Source organism: Parafrankia irregularis (assembly GCF_001536285.1).
GTDB lineage: Bacteria > Actinomycetota > Actinomycetes > Frankiales > Frankiaceae > Parafrankia > Parafrankia irregularis.
This window is the reverse complement of the sequence record NZ_FAOZ01000009.1, coordinates 178943-198248: the sequence shown is the minus strand read 5'-3', so window position 1 is coordinate 198248 and position 19306 is coordinate 178943. Positions and strand designations below refer to the sequence as shown.

Below are 19306 nucleotides of genomic sequence, written 5' to 3'. Positions count from 1 at the left end.
AGCGATGAGCGAAATTCTTGATCTGTTCCGGCTGGACGGCCGGGTGGCCGTGGTCACCGGCGCGAGCTCCGGTCTGGGGGCCGGGTTCGCCCGGGCGCTCGCCGAGGCCGGCGCCGACATCGTGCTCGCCGCCCGCCGCGCCGACCGGCTGGAGGTGGTGGCGAAATCGGTGCGGGAGACCGGCCGGCGGGCGCTCACCGTCGCCACCGACGTGTCCAGCCCGGAGCAGTGCACCGCGATGGCCGAGGCCGCGACGGCGGAGTTCGGCCGGGTCGACATCCTGATCAACAACGCCGGGTTCGGCACCGCGGTGCCGGCGCTGCGCGAGCAGCCCGACGAGTTCCGCCGGGTGCTCGACATAAACCTCAACGGCGCCTACTGGGCGGCACAGGCCTGCGCCCGGGTCATGAAGCCGGGGTCGAGCATCGTCAACATCGCGAGTGTGCTCGGCCTGGTCAAGTCGTACGCGCCGCAGGCGGCCTACTCCGCGAGCAAGGCCGGGCTGATCGGGCTGACCCGCGACCTGTCCCAGCAGTGGTCGGGCCGCCGCGGCATCCGGGTCAACGCCATCGCCCCCGGCTACTTCGCCAGCGAGATGACGGACGAGATCCCCCGGGACCAGCTGATGACGTTCATCACGAACACGACCCCGCTGGGCCGTCTCGGTGAGCAGCGCGAGCTGGACGCGGCTGTGGTCTTCCTGGCCGGGCCGGGCGCCTCCTACATCACCGGAACGACCCTCGCGGTCGACGGAGGGATGTCCGGCCACTGAGCCTTCTCCTCACACGGAGCCTTCTCCCTCGCACGGAGCCCTCCCCCTCGCACGGAGCACGACGCCCCTGGCGGGCGGGCACCACACGCATCGCCGCGGCTTCTCCCAGCCGCGGCGATCGTCGTTTCTGGACGTCCGCGGCACAACGCGGCGCGGCATGACACGGCAGGGCACGGGAAGGGCGCGCGGTCGCTCGGCGGCACGGGCTTGACCCTCGACCGACCGGTACTCTACTTTTTCCCGGACGGGAAAAAGTAGGCAGCGCCCCGGCGCGGCCTCCGGGCACCACCGTGGCACCGGCCACCAGCATGCCCGACAGACCACCACGACAGTCGCGGACCCACGTCCTTGAAAGGCCGAAGGATGAGCGCACTGCTCGACATCGAGGACCTCGTCGTCGAATACCCGGCCGAAGACCATCGCGGCGGCCCGGCGGCCGTGCTGCGGGGCGTCTCGATCGCGGTCCAGCCAGGCGAATGCCTCGGGATCGTCGGCAGCCACGGAGCTGGCAAGACCACCCTCGGCCGCGCGGTGCTCGGGCAGGCCCCGGTCGCCTCCGGCTCCATCCGTTTCAAGGGCCGGGACATCGTGGCGCTCTCGCACCCCCAGCGGCGCCGCCTCGACGAGAAGATCCAGGCGGTGTTCCGGGATGCGCACGGCTCGCTCGACCCCGCGGCCACAGTCGAGGCGGCGCTCACCGAACCGCTGCGCGCCGAGCACGTGCCGGCCGGCGCGGCGGCCCGACGGGTCCGGGAGCTGCTCAACCAGGTCGGCGTCCCGGCCGGGGCCGGCCAGCGGTTACCCGGCGAGCTCAGCGGCGACCAACGCCAGCGCATCGCGATCGCCCGCGCGCTGACACTCTCGCCAGAACTGATCATCTGCGATGACCCGCTCTCGGCCCTCGACCCGCGGGCCGGGCACGCCCTGCTCGAGCTACTCATGGAGGTCCAGGAATCCACCGGGACCGCCTACGTCTTCTTCTCCCCCGATCTCGCCGCGGTGCGCCGCATCTCGCATCACATCGCCTTCCTGGAGCAGGGGCGGATCACCGAGCGCGGCGAGGGCGGCCGTGACATCCCGGTCCCCCGGTTCGGCTGCGAGTGGCGGTGGCCCGGGCCCGATCCGATCCCGATCGCGCCGGCCACGCATCAGGCGGCGCGCTGGCAGCGGTTCCAGCAGACCACGGGAAGGCCGCGCCGGCATGCGGACGGCGGCGGTCGCAGGGCCAGTGGCGGTGGCGGCGGCGCTGTTGGGAGCCGGCCGGGCGCGCGACGGACGAGGCCTCCCCAAAGTCGCCGGCCCGACGGCCGCAGCCGTCGCCGGAGACCCTAAAGGCCGCCATACCTACCGAGCACACAGCGCCTCGCCCCCTCGAAAAGCCTGGGAGAATCGTGACCGATAAAGGTAGTGCGCAGGCCCCCTCCTTCAGCGCGGGGTCAGCGCATCCCTCCACTGTCGCGTCAGGTTCCGCGGTGTATTCTTCCGGCTATGGGGAATTGGGTAGCGAAGCGGTCATACAGGTACCGCTTCTACCCAAATCCAGAACAGGTAGAGAATCTCGCGAAAACTTTTGGCTGCGTGCGCTATGTGTACAACCGTGCGCTGGCCGAACGGCACCGCGCCTGGACCGAGGAACAGCGCCGGATCGGCCATGCCGAGACCGATCGGCTACTCACGGCGTGGAAACGCGAGCCCGACACGTTGTGGCTGGCCGAGCCGTCGAAGGGGCCGCTACAGGCGACGCTACGGCACCTGCAGGCCGCATATGTGAACTTTTGGGCGAAGCGGGCGGGCTACCCGACCTTCAAGAGGAAAGGGAAGACCACCGACTCGGCGACCTATTTTCGGAACTGTTTCACCTTCCGGGATGGTCGGGTCACGCTGGCGAAGCAGGACCGGCCGTTGGACATCGTGTGGTCTCGTCCGTTGCCGGCTGGTGCGGTGCCGTCGCAGGTCACGGTGTCCCGGAACAGCCGTGGCCAGTACCACGTCTCGATCCTGGTCGAGGAGGCCATCTCCACCCTGCCGGCGTCGGCGGGACGGGTGGGGATCGACGCCGGGGTTACATCGCTGGTCACGCTGTCGACCGGGGAGAAGGTCGCCAACCCGAAGCACGAGAAGCGGGATCGGGAACGCCTCGCCCGCGCTCAGCGGGCGCTGTCCCGCAAGGCGAAGGGCTCGGCGAACCGGGCGAAAGCCCGGCGGAGGGTCACCCAGGTCCATGGCCGGATCGCCGACCGGCGCCGCGATCATCTCCACAAGCTGTCCACGAGGATCATCCGCGAGAACCAAACGGTGGTCATCGAGGACCTGGCGGTCCGGAACATGGTCCGGAATCGTTCGCTGGCCCGGGCGATCTCCGACGCGTCGTGGTCGGAGCTGCGGCGAATGCTGGAGTACAAGGCCGACTGGTACGGCCGGGAGGTCATCGCCGTCGACCGCTGGTATCCAAGCTCGAAGACCTGCTCGTCCTGCGGGGCACAGGTCGAATCCCTGCCGTTGAACGTCCGGGAGTGGGCCTGCCGCTGCGGTGTGGTGCACGACCGGGACGTGAACGCGGCACGGAACATTCTGGCCGTGGGGCTCACGGTGTCAGCCTGTGGAGACGGAGTCAGACCACCCCGTTCCTAGAACAGGGAGGCATCTGTCGATGAAGCAGGAAAACCCGCCCGCGAGGGTGGGCATCCCGGGCCTTCAGACCGGGGAGGATGTCAAGGCGGACAGCACCAGCTCCGGGCCGCGGAACGTCACCCCGGCGGTCGTGGAGGGGAGCTCCCGGCGCCGTGCCGGTCGACCGGCACGGATCAGCCGGCAGATGGTCGTCGACGCGGCCGCCGCCCTCACCCCCGCGAACGTGACCATCCAGGCCGTCGCGGACCGGCTCGGCGTGGACCGCAAGGCCGTCAGCTACTACGTGTCCGGCCGCGAGGAGCTCCTCGAGCTCATCACCGCGCAGACGCTGGCGCACGAGCTCGAGCACCTGGCCCTGCCCACAGGCGACTGGCGTGACGCCGTCCGCGTCTACGCGCGGGGCGTCCGGCGCGTGCTGCTGCGTGAGGCCTCGCTGTCGCTGCTGATCACCCGGCTGCCGGGAGCCGGCGTCCTGATGCCGGCCGAGGCGTTGGTCGACAGGCTGGTCGACGGCGGCTTCGACGAGGGCGACGCCATGATCGCCCTCAACCTGGTGACCCGGATGGTCTTCGCCAACGCCAAGGACATTCTGGTCGCCAGGCACTTCGGGGAACATCCGACGGTCACCGAGGTCCGCCGCGCCCTCGCGGAGCTCCCCGCCGAGCAGGTGCCGCACCTGCGCCGGGTCCTGCGTGACGGCGTCCCGCAGCCCTTCGAGCTGGAACTGGACTTCGTCGTGGCCGGCCTGCAGTATCTCCGCGACCGCCACGACCCGCCGGACCGGCCAGGTCACCGGTCGGGCGGGCGGTGACGCACCGCCGTCACCGGACGAACACCAGGCACACGTCGTGGCCACCGAAGCCGAAGGACGTCGAGAGCACGGCGCCTGGGCGCAGCGGCCTGTTGTCGACGGCGACGACGTCGAGGTGTATCTCGTCGTCCAGCGAGGTGAGGTTGCGGGTGGCCGGGGCGAGCCCGTCCCGCAGCGACAGGACCGCGAACACCGCCTCGACGGCACCGGACGCGCCGAGCAGATGACCGGTCATCGACTTCGTCGAGGTCACCGCGACGCCGTCGAGCGCTGGGCCGAGGGCGGCGCGCAGCCCACGGCTCTCGGCCACGTCGCCGGCCGGTGTCGCCGACGCGTGCGCGTTCACGTGGACCACGTCGGCCGGGCCGATCCCGGCGGCGGTCAGGGCGTGCCGGATGGCCCGGGCGGCACCGGCGCCGGTCGGGTCGGGAGCGGCGACGTGATGCGCGTCGGAGCTGATACCTGCGCCACCGAGGGTCGCGAGGACCCTGGCTCCCCGCGCGGCGGCGTGCTCGGCGGCCTCGAGCACGAGCACCCCCGCGCCCTCGCCGAGCACGAAGCCGTCCCGGGACTTGTCGAACGGCCGTGACGCCGACCCCGGATCGTCGTTGCGCCGCGACAGCGCCTGCATCTGGGCGAACCCGGTCAGCGGCAGCGGGTGGACCGCCGCCTCGGTGCCACCGGCGACGACGACGTCCGCCCGGCCGAGCTGGATGAGGTCCAGCGCGTAGGCGATCGCCTCGGCACCGGACGCGCAGGCGCTGACCGGCGCGTGCACACCCGCCCGGGCACCGAGTGCCAGGCCGACCGCGGACGCCGGCCCGTTCGGCATGATCATCGGAACCAGGAACGGGGAGACCCGCCGGTGCCCACGGTCGCGGAAGATGTCGCTCTGGGAGAGCAGGGTGGTGACGCCCCCGACCCCGGAGCCGATCACGACCGCGAGCCGCTCCGGCTCGAGTGCCGGATCGCCCGCGTCCGCCCAGGCCTCACGGGCCGCGACGACGGCCAGTTGCTGGCCGCGGTCCAGGCTGCGGGCCTCGACCCGGGCAAGCGGAGGCTCGACGGCGACCGGCGCGGCGATCCGGACCGGCAGCTCGCTCGCCCACGGCGCGGTCAGCGCCCGCACGCCGCTGCGCCCGGCGAGCACCCCCGCCCACGAGTCGGCCACGTCACCGCCGAGCGGCGTCGTCAGCCCGACCCCGGTGACGACCACCTGTCGCCCCCCGCCGCCACGGCCGCGGTTCCCGGTGCCGTCGGTGTCGTCGGAGTATTCGGATTCGTCGGAGCTCGTCATTTCCTGCGGGCTGTAGGACGTCATCTCCGGGTTTCCTTCCCCGCGTTCGGACCGTTTCGCATCCGGGCATTCCCGCGCCACGAAGGTCGCGGCGGAACGCCAGCCGATCCGAGCTGTCCGCGTTCGGTCAGGAAATGCCGTCCACCGGAAACCAGGCCCGGCCCGGCGGAGACCATCCCACGAATGCGCTGACCGACCAGAGCCCAGAATAGGAGTCGGGCACCGGTTCCATCCGCGGGCCGGCCTCACTACCCGCCATCGATTCGATGTTTCGAACGGGCGATCCGACCGGCGCGCGCGAAACGGGGCCGGGCGCCCGCAGCCGGTTCGGTTCAGGGCCGGTTCGGTTCAGGGCCGGAAGGTGGCCCGGTACTGGGTCGGGGTGAGGCCGGTCAGCTCCCGGAAGGCGGCGTTGAACGCCGAGAGCGACGCGTAGCCCACGCCGAGGCCGATCGCCGTGACCGAGGTGTCGTCGGCGGCAAGCCGTTCGATCGCACGGATCACCCGGAGCCGCCGGAGCACCGCGCGCCAGCTCATGCCGATCTCGGTCTCGAACCTCCGGGCCAGCGACCTCGGGGTGAGACCGACCTCGTGCGCCACGTCCTCGAAACGCACCTCGTCGGCCAGTCGCTCCCCGGTCAGGCGCAGGGCCCGCCGTACCTCCGGCGAACGCCCGGCCGGCACGACCATCGGGCTCGGCTGGGTGGCGAGCCGCCAGGTCACCGCGGCGAGCGCCGCGAACAGCGCCCGGGCGTAGTCGGTGAGCGGCTCGTCGCCCTCGCCCCAGGCACCGCACTCGGCGACGAGCGCCCGCGCCAGTGGGCTGAGATCGAACACCGCCAGCGGCGCCGCCGGCGCCGGGACGAATCCCCGGTCGAACAGCACCGAGGCGCTGGTGACCGGCTGCGGGATGCTGACCGTGATCGGCTGACCCGCCTCGATCAGCGCGGCCCGGGCGGGTGGCAGCAGCCACGACTGGTTTCCCGCCTCGAGCCGCAGGGCGCCGGCGGAGGCGCAGAGCAGATAGTGACGGTCCACCCGGAGCTCACGCGCCGGCTCCGGCCGGAACGTCCGCACAAAGCTGTAGGCCTCGCGGGTCACTCGCGGGTCACCGGAAGCCTGCCATTGCCCGATCGTAGGAAACCGCCGGTGACGGCGGGCGCGTCAGGCGACCGTCTCCAGCAGCCGCGCGTCGAAACGACGACTCACCGGCGCGGCGGTCATCATGGGCCGTAGCGCGTTGCCCATGCGCGCGAACGAAGCGGACTCCAGATAGGCCGCGAACGACTCCGGCCCATCCCATTCGTGCACAATCGTGATCTGGTTCTCGTCCTCACGCGACGCGTGCACCCGGAAGCTCAGGTTGCCAGGCATCGCGCGAACCTCATCCCGCTCGTGATCGAGCTCGGCGAGGGCGGCCGGACGGTCATCCACGGACGTACTGAAGTCGACGATGGCGATGAACACGGATGTCCTCCTGATCCGGGCGGCGATACCGCTGGGTGTGCCACACCGATTCTCAGCCGCTGCCATCGCTGCCGGCCTCCGCCCAACGGACGCGTTCACGCTCCGGTCGGTCACCCGGGCGGGTGTCGACAGCGACAGGCCCACCGGACGGACAACCGACCGGTGGGCCTGCGGGAGCGCTGAGCGCTGAGCGCGGAGTGCGGAGTGCGGAGTGCGGTTCAGGCGGATCAGGAGCCGATCTTCCTGCCGTCCTTGCGGCGGATGACGACGGTCGCCGCGCGGGGGCGGCCGGCCGGGTCGAAGTCCGGCCAGTTGCTGACCGCACGCGGGTTCGCCGGCGTCGGCTCACCGAAGAACGCGGTGGCCTCACCCGGGTGCTGGATGTTGACGAACAGCGACGTCCCGTCGGGCGTCGCGGTGATGCCGGTGATCTCGCTGCCGCGCGGGCCGGTGAGGAACCGGCGGATCTCGCCCGTGCCGGGGTCGGCGGCGAGCATCTGGTTGTTGCCGATGTGGTCGTACTTGCGGGTGGCGAGGTTCTGCGAGCTGTTCGAGACGTCGGTCTCGATCCACAGCCGGCCGTCCGGGTCGACCCACAGACCGTCCGGGGAGCCGAACAGCGGCTGGTTCGCCGGCACGAACTCGCCCTCGGGCAGATAGGACGGGTCACCGGCGTAGAACGCGATGTCCCAGGTGAAGGACAGCTCGGTGCAGTTGCCCTTCTTCTCACGGAACCGCAGGATGTGCCCGTAGATGTTGGTCTTGCGCGGGTTCACGGCCGTCGAGCCGGACGTCCCGTTGGTGAGGCTGACGAAGACGTCGCCGGTCCTGGGGTGCACCGTGACCCACTCGGGCCGGTCGAGCTTGGTGGCGCCCACCGCGTCCGCCGCCTGGCGGGTGCGCAGCAGGACGTCCGCCTGGTCGGTGAAGCCGGCCGCGGCGGTGAGCCTGCCCTGGCCGAACACCAGCGGCACCCAGGTGCCCGTGCCGTTGTCCGCGAACGTGGCGACGTACAGCGTGCCGTGGTCGAGCGGGCTCCGGCCCTCGCGGCGCAGCTTCTTCCACGACTGCGAGCCGACGAACTTGTAGAGGTACTCGCCGTTCTCGTCATCCCCGGTGTAGACGACGATCCGCTCGTCGTGCTCGACGACGGTCGCGCCCTCGTGCTTGATGCGCCCGAGCGCCGTGCGCTTCACCGGGGTCGACTTGGGGGCGAACGGGTCGATCTCGACAACCCAGCCGAAGCGGTTGAGCTCCTTCGGGTTCTTCGCCACATCGAAACGGGCGTCCGCGGTGTGCCACTTGTAGCCACCGCCGGCCGCGCTCACGCCGTACCGGGACTGGGCCGCGCTCGGCGTCCAGGTGGTGTCGGTGGTTCCGAAGTAGCTGTTCCAGTTCTCCTCACAGGTGAGGTAGGTGCCCCACGGGGTGTGGCCGTTGGCACAGTTGTTCAGCGTGCCGAGGGCGGCGTTGTTCGACGCCAGCTCGGCGTGCCGCAGCGTGACCGGGCCGGAGAAGGTGACCGGCGTGGCACCGGTGACCCGACGGTTGTAACGGGAGTCGACGTTGGTCCACTTCCCGCCCTGCTGGCGGATGGCGATCACGCTGACACCGTGCGCGGCGAGCGCCTTGCCGACCTTCTCCGGGGTGAGCACCGCGTCACCGTCCGGGAAAAGCAGCTTCTGGTCGACATACTCGTGGTTCACGACCAGCAGGCCCTCACGGTTCGCGTCGGAACCGCGGCCGGTCGGGAAGAAATGCATTCCATCATGGTGCATTCCGACCTGGAGCGTCTGGTCGGCAGCGGAGTTCGAGCCGTCCTTCTTCCAGGCCGGGCCGTTTCTGGCGAGCGGCGTTCCCCAGGGAATGAGCACCTGGACGGTGTAGCCCTCCGGCACCACGACGGCGTCGGCCGTGCTGATCGGCACCTCGGCGAAGCCCAACAGCCTGGAACTCCCGTGGCCGCTGCCGCCACTGCCGATGCCGCCGCCGGGCCGGCCCACCGCCGGACCGCTCGCGCCGGCGGCACCCGCGCCGGCCACGCCGAGGAATCCCGCGGTTACCGCCGCGATTCCGCCACCGACAAGCGTCCGACGGCTCAGCCGGGTGGCGATGATGTCGGAAAGGCTCGGGTTATCGGTGGGGTTTGAAGCGGCGTCATCAGTGTCGCGCACAATTCCTCCGTCGTGAGTCTTCCTCGCTCTCCGCCGACGCTAATAAGCCCCCGTGTTGCTGTGAAGAACCTGTGAACGAACCGCGGGTGAACCGCAGGCCAACGTTGAGGGGTCCACAGATCATTCTGGTCGAAAATAGGTCGGATCGCGCCCGGTCGACTTCCCGGTCGCGGCACGATCCGCGAGGAGTGCCGACCGGGCGCGTGCCTGGCGGACCAGACCGCCGCCGGCGACGTCGGGAAGTGCACATCGACGAACCAGACGCGGACGGGCTGGCCGGCAACGCTGCCTGCCAGCCCGTGGCTCAGGGGGGAGGAACCCGTCTGACGAGAACTACTCCGCGGATCTCAGAAGGAGGTCTTCGTCGGCTCGGCCCAGTCGCGGTTCGCGTTGGACCAGCAGACCCAGGGCTTCTCCTTCGTCGCACCGACCATCTGGAACTTCCCGCCCTTGATCTGGACGAAACTCGTGCATTCCTGCTTGGCGCCGTGGGTCGTCGGATCCTCCTGGGTCGCGCTCTCGTGCATCCGGGTCCAGTCGATGGGCGCGATCAGACCGTCGGCGGTGTAATCGGTGATCTTGTTCGTCGCGTCGATCACGCTCTGACGAGTGAAGGACGGGCCGGCCTTGAGGATTCCCTGGTAGGCGATGTCGGCGTCGATCCAGCCGATCATCGCGACCTCGGAGATCTCCGCGCCGGTCTTCTCCATCCACTTCTTGAAGTCGCCGAGGCCGCTGTCACCGGCGTCCGCCTCGAAGGGGCGGAACTGCACCTGCACGATGTCGCCCTCGAACAGGTCACCGGCCTCCTCCACGAACTTCTGGTCGTAGGAGTTCGGGTGCAGGAGCTTGACGTCCGCGAGGCCCTGGCGCTGCAGTTCCTGGGCGAGAGTCTTCTGACCGTTCAGGTCGAAGCAGGTAATGACCATATCGGCCCCGGCGCGCTTTATCGCCGACACCTCGGGGCCGACTCCGTTCGGCAGGCCGAACGCCAGGCCCTCGTTGTAGTAGACGACTTCCTGCCCGGTGTCCGCCTTGTAGAGCTCGATCGAGTCGCGCACCGACTGGGTGCACCGCTTCGAGCTGTCCGAGACTCCGTAGCCCAGCGCCGCGATCTTCTTCGCGCCGACCAGCGTTGCGGCGTACGGGTAGTAGCGTGCCGTGCAGTCCAGGCAGATGATGCCCGCGTTGCCCCAGATGTCGTCGTGGCCGGCCATGGCCGCCGGCTGGATGGCCCACACGTACTGCGGAACACCGGCCTCCGCCAGGTCACCCCATCCCAGGGGAAGCTGGGCGGCGCTGAAGGTGCCGAAGGTGTTGTTGTCGTTGATGATCTTAAGCGCGCCCTGCTTGTTCTGGCCGAGCTGGTCATCGATCTTCTCGGTCAGCGCGAGCTTGCGGCCGTGAACCCCGCCCTCGCTGTTCCGGAAGGCGAAATAGGCCTCGATACCCTGGGCGTAGCAGTCGTAGATGCAGGCGCCGGTCGGGTTGTTGCTCTTGGTGGCAAGCATGGAGAAGTTGATCGCGTCCGCGGTCACCCCGGGCGCGCTGTTCGAGACCACCGCTCCGCCGCTGCCGCCCTTGTTCTCCGTCGAGTCCGATCCCGACGAATTGGAGCATGCGACGAGCAGGACGCCCAGCGCGGCGACCAGTGCCACCAGCCGCCCTAAGTGGAGTTCAAGCCTCTTCACAGGCACGTGGTCAGTCCTTCGGTTCCAGGCGCTCGAAAGCAGTGCGGCCGAGCGCAACCAGCCCATGGATTTGTCACGACGTATACTGCACGACCGTCCGGCATTTCCGGTTGAGAGGCGACCCGCGCGGCGTGGGGTCGATGCCGCTCAGGCGCATCGACCGGGACCGGACTTCACTCGCCGCAGGCTCCACACTCGAATCCCGACGTTCACGGCGGACAGGCGAGGGACAGCTCCCTGGTCACTCGTCGGAATCATGCGGGAAATGGATCACGACCTGCGCCGCACGCACCCCCACCAGTCATACAAGTCGACTGCTTTAGGCTATAGACGAGTTAGATGAGACGCAAGTAACACTTAATCATCTAGAGGTACCGGCGGACTCCCTGCGGCCGCAGGGAAGGCCGCGAAGATCCTCACCGCGGCACCGGCGCGCCGGTGCACCGCCACACCGGCCACAACCGACCGGCGCGGCCGCGCGGCGCACCTCCGGGCCGCCGTCACGCCCACACCTCCCCGAGGCCCCGCCGAACCGCACCGGGAACGCATCGGAGCGCCACCGGACCATCACCGCGGGCGCGCCGGAACAGATGAATCACCGCAGGTCAGACCGTTGCCGATCATCGACATGTCAGGCGCGGTTTACGGATGGTCCATTTGCGGGATGCCCGGCGTCCATCACGGCGGCAGAAGCTCTACGGCGCGTGCCATCGGGCCCGCGACCGACAAGGGGGGGAACATATGAATCGACCGAGCCGGACCAGCGTGACCGCTGGCGCGCTGGCTGTCGCACTGCTCGGCGCCGGTGCCGTCGCCGGTGCCGCCCAGGCCGGCGGGGGTGGATCGCGTCCCGGCGAAAGGCTGCAGGCTCGTAACGACACCTACAGCGTGTCGGCCGGAAAGACGCTCTCGATACGTGCCGGGGGCATCCTTCGTAACGACAACGGCGAGCCCGTCACCCTGGTTTCGAACACCACGCCCACGAACGGAACGCTGAGTCTCGCCGCCGACGGCTCCTTCAGCTACACGCCGAAGGCCGGCTTCACCGGTACCGACAGCTTCAGCTACACCGTCAGTGACGCGGTCAGCGTCTACCAGACACAGGTCGCCCCGCTCGCCACCATCGGCGGCGTCACCATCTCCGGCGGCGCCTACGGGTCGTCCGTGTACCCCGTGCCCGGCTCCAGGAACGAGTTCTACGGCCTGACCGACCGTGGCCCGAACGTCGACGGCCCGGGCGGTGTGAAGATCGAGCCGCTGCCGTCCTTCGCCCCGAAGATCGGGAAGTTCAGGCTCGTCGACGGCAGGGCGGTGCTGGAGAGGACCATCACGCTGCGCGCCGCCGACGGCACGCCCTACAACGGGCGGGTCAGCACCGAGGCGAGCACCGGCGAGACGATCCTCGACCTGGACGGGAACACGCTCACCGCCGATCCGAACGGCTACGACCCCGAAGGCCTGGTCGCGCTGCGCGACGGCACGTTCTGGGTCTCCGACGAGTACGGGCCGTACATCACGCATTTCGACCGTGACGGCAAGGCGATCGAGCGCCTCTCCCCCTTCAACGGCGCGCTGCCCGCGGAGCTCGCCAACCGGATGCCGAACCGGGGCATGGAGGGCCTGACCATCACGCCGGACGGCACGACGCTCGTCGGGATGATGCAGTCCGCGCTGGCGCAGAAGGACCTGACGCCGAAGCCGGCTACCGTGACCACCCTGCGCATCGTCACCTACAACCTGCGCACGAAAGCAACCCACGAGTACCTGTACCTGCTGGACGACCCGGTGCGCAACGTCGGCGCGGTCAGTGAGATCACCGCGGTCGGCAACTCGAGGTTCCTGGTCACCGAGCGGGACGGCGTCTTCGAGCCCGGTGCGGTCAAGAAGATCTTCGCGATCGACCTGGACGGCGCGACCGACGTCGGCCCGCAGGCGTCAGTACCGGGCGCGGTGTACACCGCGGCCAAGGGCGGTCTGCTGCTGGGCAGCGCCCAGAAGACCATCGAGGCCACGGTCGGCAGCTCCGACACCGCGACGGCGACGGCGACGCTGGCCGCGGCCGGCATCCGCCCGGTTGGCAAGAAGCTGGATGTGGACGTCGCGGGCCTGGTCAGCACCCTCGACCCGACCGGTGGCTTCTTCGGCCACGACAAGGTCGAGGGCGTCGCGACGACCGACGGCGGGCGGACGCTCGTCATCACCAACGACAACGACTTCGGTATCAACGGCGTGACGAACACGGCGGCGCCGTTCCAGCTGAAGGCCAAGATCCTGCCGAACGGCCAGCAGGACGACGGGGCGTTCCTGGTGGTCGACACGACCAGGCTCCCCGCCGGCACCAGCACCGCGACCGTCACCATCACCGTCAGGAACGGCGGCCGGCACTGATCCAGCGGAGGTCAGGTGCCCTGCACCCCGCGCCTGGCCTCCGCTCCCACCCGGTTCCGCTCCCACCCGGTTCCGCTCACGCGCCTGCGCGCAGGCGTGGCGTCCCGTGCCGATCGTTCAGGAGAGCTCGCGCTTGAGGATCTTGCCGGTCGCGGTCATGGGCAACGCGTCCACGAACTCCACGACACGCGGGTACTTGTAGGAGGCCATCTGCTCCTTCGCCCACGCGATCAGTTCCTCGGTGGTGACGGTGGCGCCCTTCTCCCGGATGACGACGGCCTTGATCTCCTCGCCGTGACTCGGATGCGGGATGCCGATGACCGCCGCGAGCGACACGCCGGGATGGGTCAGCAGGACCTCCTCGACCTCACGTGGATAGACGTTGAACCCGTTGCGCAGGATCATGTCCTTCGAGCGGTCGACGATGTAGTACCAGCCGTCGGCGTCCCTTCGGCCGAGGTCACCGGTGCGGAACCAGCCGTCCCGCAGCGCCTGCTCGGTCGCCTCGGGCCGCTTGTAGTACCCCTTCATCACGTTGTGCCCGCGGATGGCGACCTCGCCGATGCCCTCGGGCTCGGTGATCTCGTCCCAGCTCGCCGGGTCGAGCAGCTTCATCTCGATCCCGCGGACCGGAACGCCTATGGAGCCCACCCGCGGCGGCTGGCCGTACACCGAGAACGCGGCGACCGGGGACGTCTCGGACAGGCCGTAGCCCTCCATGATCGTGACGCCGAACTGCTTCTCGAACTGCCGGTGCACCTCGACCGGCAGTGCCGCACCGCCGGAGATGGCGATGCGCAGGTTGCCGGCCAGTGTCTCGACGTCGATCGACGGGTCCCGCGCAAGCGCGTCGAGCAGGCTCCAGTACATCGTCGGAACCCCGGCGAAGACGGTGACCCGCTCGTCCAGCATGATCTGGATCGCCGCGCCCGCCTCGAACCGAGGCAGCAGCACGCAGCGCCCCCCGAACGCGATCGCGCTGTTCTGGGTGACCGTCTGGCCGAACGAGTGGAACAGCGGCAGCACGCACAGGTAGGTGTCGGGGCGGGCGGGATCACACTGGAACACATCCCGGGCGACCAGCGCGTTGTCACGCATGTTGCGGTGGCGCAGCTCCGCTCCCTTGGGCTGGCCGGTGGTGCCCGAGGTGTACAGGATGACGGCGGTGTCGTCGTCCGCGGTCTCGACGCTGCGGAACGTCGCCGGCTGGTCGGCGACGGCCTGCCCGAGGGTCCGCACCGGGCGCTGCGGAGTTCCCTGCACCGGCGAGGCGGCGGCCGGGTCGAGCGTGATGACGAAGAAGTGCTCACAGCCGGGCGTCTCGACGAACCCGGCATACCCTTCGTCCGCGATGGGCAGCTCGGGAGTGCCCTGGAAGCAGAAGTACGCGCGGGCGTCGGAATCGTCGAGGTGGTAGGCGATCTCCCGGCTCCGCAGCAGCACGTTGAGGGGCACGACCGCCGCACCTGCCTTGAGGATGCCGAAGTAGACGATCGTGAAGTGCGGCACGTTCACGCAGCTGAGCGCGACCTTGTCGCCGGGCTGGATGCCGGTGGCCACCAGCAGGTTCGCGACCTGGCTGGCGGCCGCGTCCAGCTGGGCATAGGTGACGCGGGCGGGGCCGAGGACGAGCGCCTCCCGGTCCGGGTAGGTCGCGGCCGTGTCCTCCAGCAGCTGCGCCAGGTTCGCCATGCCTCGTCCTCGCCCTCTCGCCGGTCTCGATCAACCACGGCCCGCACCAGCGGACGGATCAGTGGTCGGTGTTGTCCGTATCCGGTCCTACGATGCCACCGCGGCGGCTGTCCGTGGCACCGCGCGGATACCGCCCCACGGGCGGATCAGCCGATTGGGAGATCGAATCCAGGGTTGTGATGATCGGACGCGCATTCCATGGTGAACCCGCGCGGGGCTCGCGCGGAAGCTCGCCGAAGGGTTCATCCATGCCGACCGCCACGTCCGAGAAGTCCCACAGCTTCGAGGTCTTCGAACACTACGAACGGCTCCAGTGGAAGGTTTGCGAGCTGGGGCTTGAGAACATCGACCAGGAGCTCGTCCAGCCGGCTTACCTGGCCCTCGTCAAGGGCGTCGTCGTGGGTGAGGCGACGTCCCTTCCCGGGCTGCACGGCTTCCTCAGCGAGTTCCACGACGACTACGACTGCTCGGCCTTCGTGGCCATCTGGGCCTACCAGGAGCTGCAGCACCACTACGCGTTCCGCGCCTGGCTCAAGGCCGTCGGTGTCCACATCGACCAGGACAAGATCGAGGCGCTGCGCGAGCCGTACGAGGCCGGGATCACGCCGAGCGCGACGCTGACCACCAACGTCATCTCGGAGATCATCGTCAACACGGCCTACCGGGCGCTGGCGGAATGGGTGCAGGAGCCCGTCCTCGCCGGCCTCTTCCTGAACGCCAGCCGCGACGAGGCAGGCCACGCCCGCGAGTTCCTCTTCTACCTGAAGCGCCGCCTCGCCCAGCACCCGGAGGAGCTGAAGTCGGTCCTGGAGAGGATCCACTTCTACGTGACCAGCCCGCGGCTGAACCACCCGGTCGGCGTCTACAAGCACCAGCGCGTCGAGGAGATGCGCGACCACGAGACCGTCGACGACGTGATCGACGTGTTCCTGCGGATCTCCCCGCCCGACGCGCAGGAGAAGCTGCAGGCGAAGCTGCGACGCATGCTCGGCACGGCGGTGGGCCGGGACCTCACCCGCAACTCGACCATCCGCCACGCCATGGCCGAGCTCTCGGCCTGAACGGAGCGACGATCATGCCGTCCGAATCCGAGGTTCTGAGCACCGTCACGGACATCGTCGCCCGCGAGCTCGGGATGCCGGCCGACACGCTCACCCCAGACCTTGATCTTCGCAACGCCGAGGGCGCGGACTCGATGAAGGTCCTCGTCATGATCTCCCGCATCGAGCGCGCCTACGACATCGAGATCGAGGACGAGGACGTCTTCACCCTCGCCTCCATCAACGACGTCGTCCGCATCGTGCTCGCGACGGTCGCCACGGCCACCGTCTGACACCCGGCCGCCTGACGTCGTGCCGTGCGGTCCGCTCCGCACGGCACGGCGTAGGCTTTCTTCATTTTATCGATAGAAAAGTGAAGAAGATCACGCGATGCCGGCGTTGGCTCCCACGCGGCCAGCGTGTTTGGGTGTTTTCGTGCCCCAGACGTCCCCCGCCCTGCCCCTCGACGACCGGCCGCCGGCAGCAGCAGCCGTGGTCGCGGCACTGCTGCCGCAACCGTTCGTCGAGCCGCTGCGCACCGCTCTCGGCACCGACGTCGAGGTTCTCGACATTCTGGGCGGCGACCCCCTGCCGGCCACGCCAGCGGGGCCGCTGATGTCGCTGGTCATGCCCTGGTCGCTGAACAACTCGCCGTCGCCGGCCGCGCTGGATGCCGTCGAACGGGCGGAATGGGTGCATTTCGTATCGACGGGCGTTGACGGGTTCCCCCTCGACCGGCTGGCCGGCCGCACGGTGACCTGCGGCCGAGGCGCGAACAGCGTCGCGATCGCGGAGCTGACGGTCGGCCTGCTCCTCGCCGCCGAGAAGCGCTTCCCGGACATCTGGGAGGCCGAGACGAACGAGCCGTACATCACCGAGCCGCTGGGCACGCTGGCTGGCCGCACCGTCGGGCTGCTCGGCTTCGGGTCGATCGCCCAGGCCCTGGCACCCCGCCTGGCCGGCTTCGGGACCCGTCTGCTGGCACTGCGGCGCAGCGGCCGCCCTTCCGACGTCCCGGGCGTGACGGTCGTGCACACGCTCGCCGAGCTGCTCGGGCAGGCCGACCACCTGGTGGTCGCCGCCGCGCTGACCCCGCAGACGAACCGGCTGCTCGATGACGCCGCGTTCGCCCTCGCGAAGCCCGGCCTGCATCTGGTGAACATCGCCCGGGGGCGGATCGTCGACACCGACGCGCTGGTCCGTGCGCTGGCGAGCGGGGTCGTCTCCCGCGCCAGCCTGGACGTCACCCACCCGGAGCCGCTGCCGGCCGACCACCCGCTGCGCCACGACCCACGGGTGCGGATCATGCCGCACGTTGCCTGGTCGGCTCCAGGTGGCTTCAGCCGTGGCCTTGATGTTTTCTCGGACAACCTCCGCCGCTGGCGCGCGGGCGAGCCGCTGCACGGCCTCGTCGACATCACCGCCGGCTACTGAGCCACCGGGGGAGTCGTCCGCGTCACCCGCCGGCGGCCTCCTGATCGACCCACCACTGCAGCGCCTCCTCGACCTCGCGGGTCTCGGGATGCTCTGGGCCGAGCGCGCGCAGCCGGCTGGCCAGGACGTCCGCGCCGATCTCCCGCGCCCGCGGGTAGCGGCCGAGCCTGCCCAGGTAGACAGCCAGGTTGTAGGCCGACTTCACCGTGTCCGGGTGGCCTGGGCCCAGCACCGCGCCGCGCCGGGTGAAGGTGTCCTCCCCCAGCTCGCAGGCCGCTTCGTGATCCCCGAGGGCGCTGAGCCGGACAGCGAGGTTGTACGCCGAGGTCAGGCTGTCGGGATGGCTTTCCCCCAGCACCCGGCGCCGCCGGATGAGGGTGTCCTCCCCCAGCTCGCAGGCCGCCAGGTGGTCCCCGAGGGCGCCCAGCACGATGCCGAGGTTGTTCGCCGTGCCCAGGGTGTCCGGGTGGTCGGGCCCGAGCACCCGGCGGCGCCGGGCAAGCGTCTCGCGGTACAGGTCGCGGGCGGCGGCCTGGTCGCCGAGCTCGGCGAGGTCGACCGCGAGGTTGTGGGCCGAGGTGAGGGTGTCGGGGTGGTCGGGCCCGAGCACCCGGCCGCGCCGCGCCAGCGTGTCCTCATCCAGCGCGCGGGCGGCCCGGTGGTCACCGCGGGCACTCAGCCGAACGGCGAGGCTGTTCGCCGCCGCCAGGGTGTCCGGATGGTCCGGGCCGAGGGTCCCCCTCAGCCGGGCGAGCCCCTGGGCGGTGGGCTCCGCACCGTCCCACAGGTCCGGCTTCCCACCCTGTGCCAGCTTCCGCGTCGCGCCGACACCGCGGTCCTCACCACCATCATCACCGTGATCGCTGTCGGCGCCGTCAGCAGCGGCATCACGGCGGACGGCGACGGCGCCACCGATGGCGGCCGGGGGCTCGTCCCCCGCAGGGATCACGGCCTCCGGGATCGCGGCGCCAGGGCTTCGCACGCCACCGAGCGAGGTCCCCTCCGCCGCGCGGCGGACGGCGTCGTCGAGGTGCAGCGGCAGGCCGGCCCGCACGGTCCAGCCCGCGCCATAGGCCTCGGTCGCGGCGTGGGCGAGCGCGGTGGCGAACGTGACGGCGTCCGGCGGCCGGGCGGCCGGATCCTTCGCCAGCGCGTGCAGGACGACCTCGGCGACCGGCCCGGCCACCCCCGGCATGGGCGGGGGTGGCGCCGACAGCTGCTGGTGCCACAGGACGTGCAGCGGCTGCCGGGGGTCGAACGGGGGGCGCCCGGTCAGCAGGCGGTAGAGGACGCTGCCCAGCGCGTACAGGTCGGTCGCCGGGCCCAGGCGCCCACGTTCGATCTGTTCGGGAGCCATGTGCATCGGTGTGCCGACAACCTTGCTGGCGGTGGTCGCCGCCCCCTCGAACACCCGCGCGATGCCGAAGTCGACGACCTTCACCGTCCCGTCCGCGGCGAACAGGATGTTGTCGCCCTTGACATCGCGGTGCAGCACGTTGTGGTCGTGGGTGTGGCTCAGCGCGGCGGCCACCGCCAGGCCCACCGCACACGCCTGCTCCGGGGTCAGCCGGCTGCGGCGCCGGCTCAGCGTGCCTCCGCCCAGCAGTTCCATCACCACGAGGCGGAGGTCGTCATCCTCGACGTAGTCATACACCCGGACCACATGCGGATGATCAAGGCTGCCCAGCAGCCGGGCCTCGGCCGCGAAGTCGATCCACTCGCCCCCGGCGTCGCGGGCCCGCATCACCTTGATCGCGCTCGGGCGACGCATCCGACGGTGCTCGGCCCTCAGCACCAGCCCGAACGCGCCCGCACCGAGATCCTCGCCGAGAACGTAGTTGGGCACGGCAGCGGCCACCCGTGCCCGGTCGATCATCATCGAACGCCCCAGAGCATCACAAGCACATCA

15 protein-coding genes are annotated in these 19306 nt (G+C 70.1%); 8 read left to right on the top strand and 7 right to left on the bottom strand.

What is annotated here, in order from left to right:
- The first annotated feature begins 4 nt into the window (after positions 1-4).
- The 4 genes from AWX74_RS17135 (at position 5) to AWX74_RS17120 (ending at position 4214) form a co-directional block, all read left to right on the top strand.
- A complete protein-coding gene (locus tag AWX74_RS17135; protein ID WP_091277792.1) occupies positions 5-772 on the top strand; it encodes an SDR family NAD(P)-dependent oxidoreductase in 768 nt (255 codons plus the stop codon).
- A gap of 363 nt (positions 773-1135) precedes the next feature.
- Positions 1136-2104, top strand: coding sequence for an ABC transporter ATP-binding protein (locus AWX74_RS17130; protein ID WP_091277790.1), 969 nt, complete (start codon positions 1136-1138; stop codon positions 2102-2104).
- Between the two features lie 156 nt (positions 2105-2260).
- On the top strand, positions 2261-3403 hold the full coding sequence (locus AWX74_RS17125; RefSeq protein WP_091277788.1) for an RNA-guided endonuclease InsQ/TnpB family protein: 1143 nt from the start codon (positions 2261-2263) through the stop codon (positions 3401-3403).
- A 19-nt stretch (positions 3404-3422) separates the two neighbouring features.
- Complete coding sequence (locus AWX74_RS17120) at positions 3423-4214, top strand: TetR/AcrR family transcriptional regulator (protein ID WP_091277787.1); 792 nt, start codon at positions 3423-3425, stop codon at positions 4212-4214.
- A 10-nt stretch (positions 4215-4224) separates the two neighbouring features.
- Here AWX74_RS17120 and AWX74_RS17115 read toward each other — a convergent pair whose 3' ends face one another.
- From AWX74_RS17115 to AWX74_RS17095, 5 genes are all read right to left on the bottom strand, one after another.
- Positions 4225-5535: a beta-ketoacyl-[acyl-carrier-protein] synthase family protein gene (locus AWX74_RS17115; protein WP_226930831.1), complete on the bottom strand. Its 1311-nt coding sequence runs from the start codon at positions 5533-5535 to the stop codon at positions 4225-4227.
- Between the two features lie 324 nt (positions 5536-5859).
- Complete coding sequence (locus AWX74_RS17110) at positions 5860-6612, bottom strand: helix-turn-helix domain-containing protein (protein ID WP_091277785.1); 753 nt, start codon at positions 6610-6612, stop codon at positions 5860-5862.
- Between the two features lie 63 nt (positions 6613-6675).
- Entirely contained in the window at positions 6676-6978 is a 303-nt protein-coding gene (locus tag AWX74_RS17105; RefSeq protein ID WP_091277784.1) for a putative quinol monooxygenase, read from the bottom strand.
- A gap of 227 nt (positions 6979-7205) precedes the next feature.
- Positions 7206-9152: a PhoX family protein gene (locus AWX74_RS17100; RefSeq protein ID WP_091277781.1), complete on the bottom strand. Its 1947-nt coding sequence runs from the start codon at positions 9150-9152 to the stop codon at positions 7206-7208.
- A 347-nt stretch (positions 9153-9499) separates the two neighbouring features.
- Complete coding sequence (locus AWX74_RS17095; protein ID WP_054567696.1) at positions 9500-10849, bottom strand: ABC transporter substrate-binding protein; 1350 nt, start codon at positions 10847-10849, stop codon at positions 9500-9502.
- A 759-nt stretch (positions 10850-11608) separates the two neighbouring features.
- On the opposite strand from AWX74_RS17095, the gene AWX74_RS17090 reads away from it, so the two are divergent.
- Positions 11609-13231 (top strand): esterase-like activity of phytase family protein, encoded by a 1623-nt coding sequence (locus AWX74_RS17090; RefSeq protein ID WP_242666279.1) that lies wholly within the window; start codon positions 11609-11611, stop codon positions 13229-13231.
- 117 nt (positions 13232-13348) lie between these two features.
- Here the strand turns inward: AWX74_RS17090 and AWX74_RS17085 are convergent, their stop codons facing one another.
- The gene (locus AWX74_RS17085) at positions 13349-14923 is read right to left on the bottom strand and encodes a long-chain-fatty-acid--CoA ligase (protein WP_091277777.1); all 1575 of its coding nucleotides are present in this window, start codon (positions 14921-14923) and stop codon (positions 13349-13351) included.
- 248 nt (positions 14924-15171) lie between these two features.
- On the opposite strand from AWX74_RS17085, the gene AWX74_RS17080 reads away from it, so the two are divergent.
- The 3 genes from AWX74_RS17080 to AWX74_RS17070 all read left to right on the top strand — a co-directional run bounded on the left by AWX74_RS17080 (position 15172) and on the right by AWX74_RS17070 (position 17397).
- Positions 15172-15984 (top strand): ferritin-like domain-containing protein, encoded by an 813-nt coding sequence (locus tag AWX74_RS17080; protein WP_091277775.1) that lies wholly within the window; start codon positions 15172-15174, stop codon positions 15982-15984.
- A gap of 14 nt (positions 15985-15998) precedes the next feature.
- Positions 15999-16256, top strand: coding sequence for an acyl carrier protein (locus AWX74_RS17075; RefSeq protein ID WP_076824793.1), 258 nt, complete (start codon positions 15999-16001; stop codon positions 16254-16256).
- Between the two features lie 142 nt (positions 16257-16398).
- Positions 16399-17397 carry an NAD(P)-dependent oxidoreductase gene (locus AWX74_RS17070; protein WP_242666278.1) on the top strand — a complete coding sequence of 333 codons (999 nt, stop codon included), beginning with the start codon at positions 16399-16401 and terminating at the stop codon, positions 17395-17397.
- A gap of 22 nt (positions 17398-17419) precedes the next feature.
- Here AWX74_RS17070 and AWX74_RS40040 read toward each other — a convergent pair whose 3' ends face one another.
- Positions 17420-19276, bottom strand: coding sequence for a serine/threonine-protein kinase (locus AWX74_RS40040; protein WP_091277773.1), 1857 nt, complete (start codon positions 19274-19276; stop codon positions 17420-17422).
- Positions 19277-19306: the final 30 nt, after the last annotated feature.

What these genes read in the sequence shown, in the direction of transcription:
- AWX74_RS17075 (WP_076824793.1), top strand. Translation starts at nt 15,999, where the DNA reads ATGCCGTCCGAATCCGAGGTTCTGAGCACCGTCACGGACATCGTCGCC.
- AWX74_RS17120 (WP_091277787.1), top strand. Translation starts at nt 3,423, where the DNA reads ATGAAGCAGGAAAACCCGCCCGCGAGGGTGGGCATCCCGGGCCTTCAG.
- AWX74_RS17085 (WP_091277777.1), bottom strand. Translation starts at nt 14,923, where the DNA reads ATGGCGAACCTGGCGCAGCTGCTGGAGGACACGGCCGCGACCTACCCG.
- AWX74_RS17125 (WP_091277788.1), top strand. Translation starts at nt 2,261, where the DNA reads ATGGGGAATTGGGTAGCGAAGCGGTCATACAGGTACCGCTTCTACCCA.
- AWX74_RS17135 (WP_091277792.1), top strand. Translation starts at nt 5, where the DNA reads ATGAGCGAAATTCTTGATCTGTTCCGGCTGGACGGCCGGGTGGCCGTG.
- AWX74_RS17080 (WP_091277775.1), top strand. Translation starts at nt 15,172, where the DNA reads ATGCCGACCGCCACGTCCGAGAAGTCCCACAGCTTCGAGGTCTTCGAA.
- AWX74_RS17115 (WP_226930831.1), bottom strand. Translation starts at nt 5,535, where the DNA reads ATGACGTCCTACAGCCCGCAGGAAATGACGAGCTCCGACGAATCCGAA.
- AWX74_RS17130 (WP_091277790.1), top strand. Translation starts at nt 1,136, where the DNA reads ATGAGCGCACTGCTCGACATCGAGGACCTCGTCGTCGAATACCCGGCC.
- AWX74_RS40040 (WP_091277773.1), bottom strand. Translation starts at nt 19,276, where the DNA reads ATGATGATCGACCGGGCACGGGTGGCCGCTGCCGTGCCCAACTACGTT.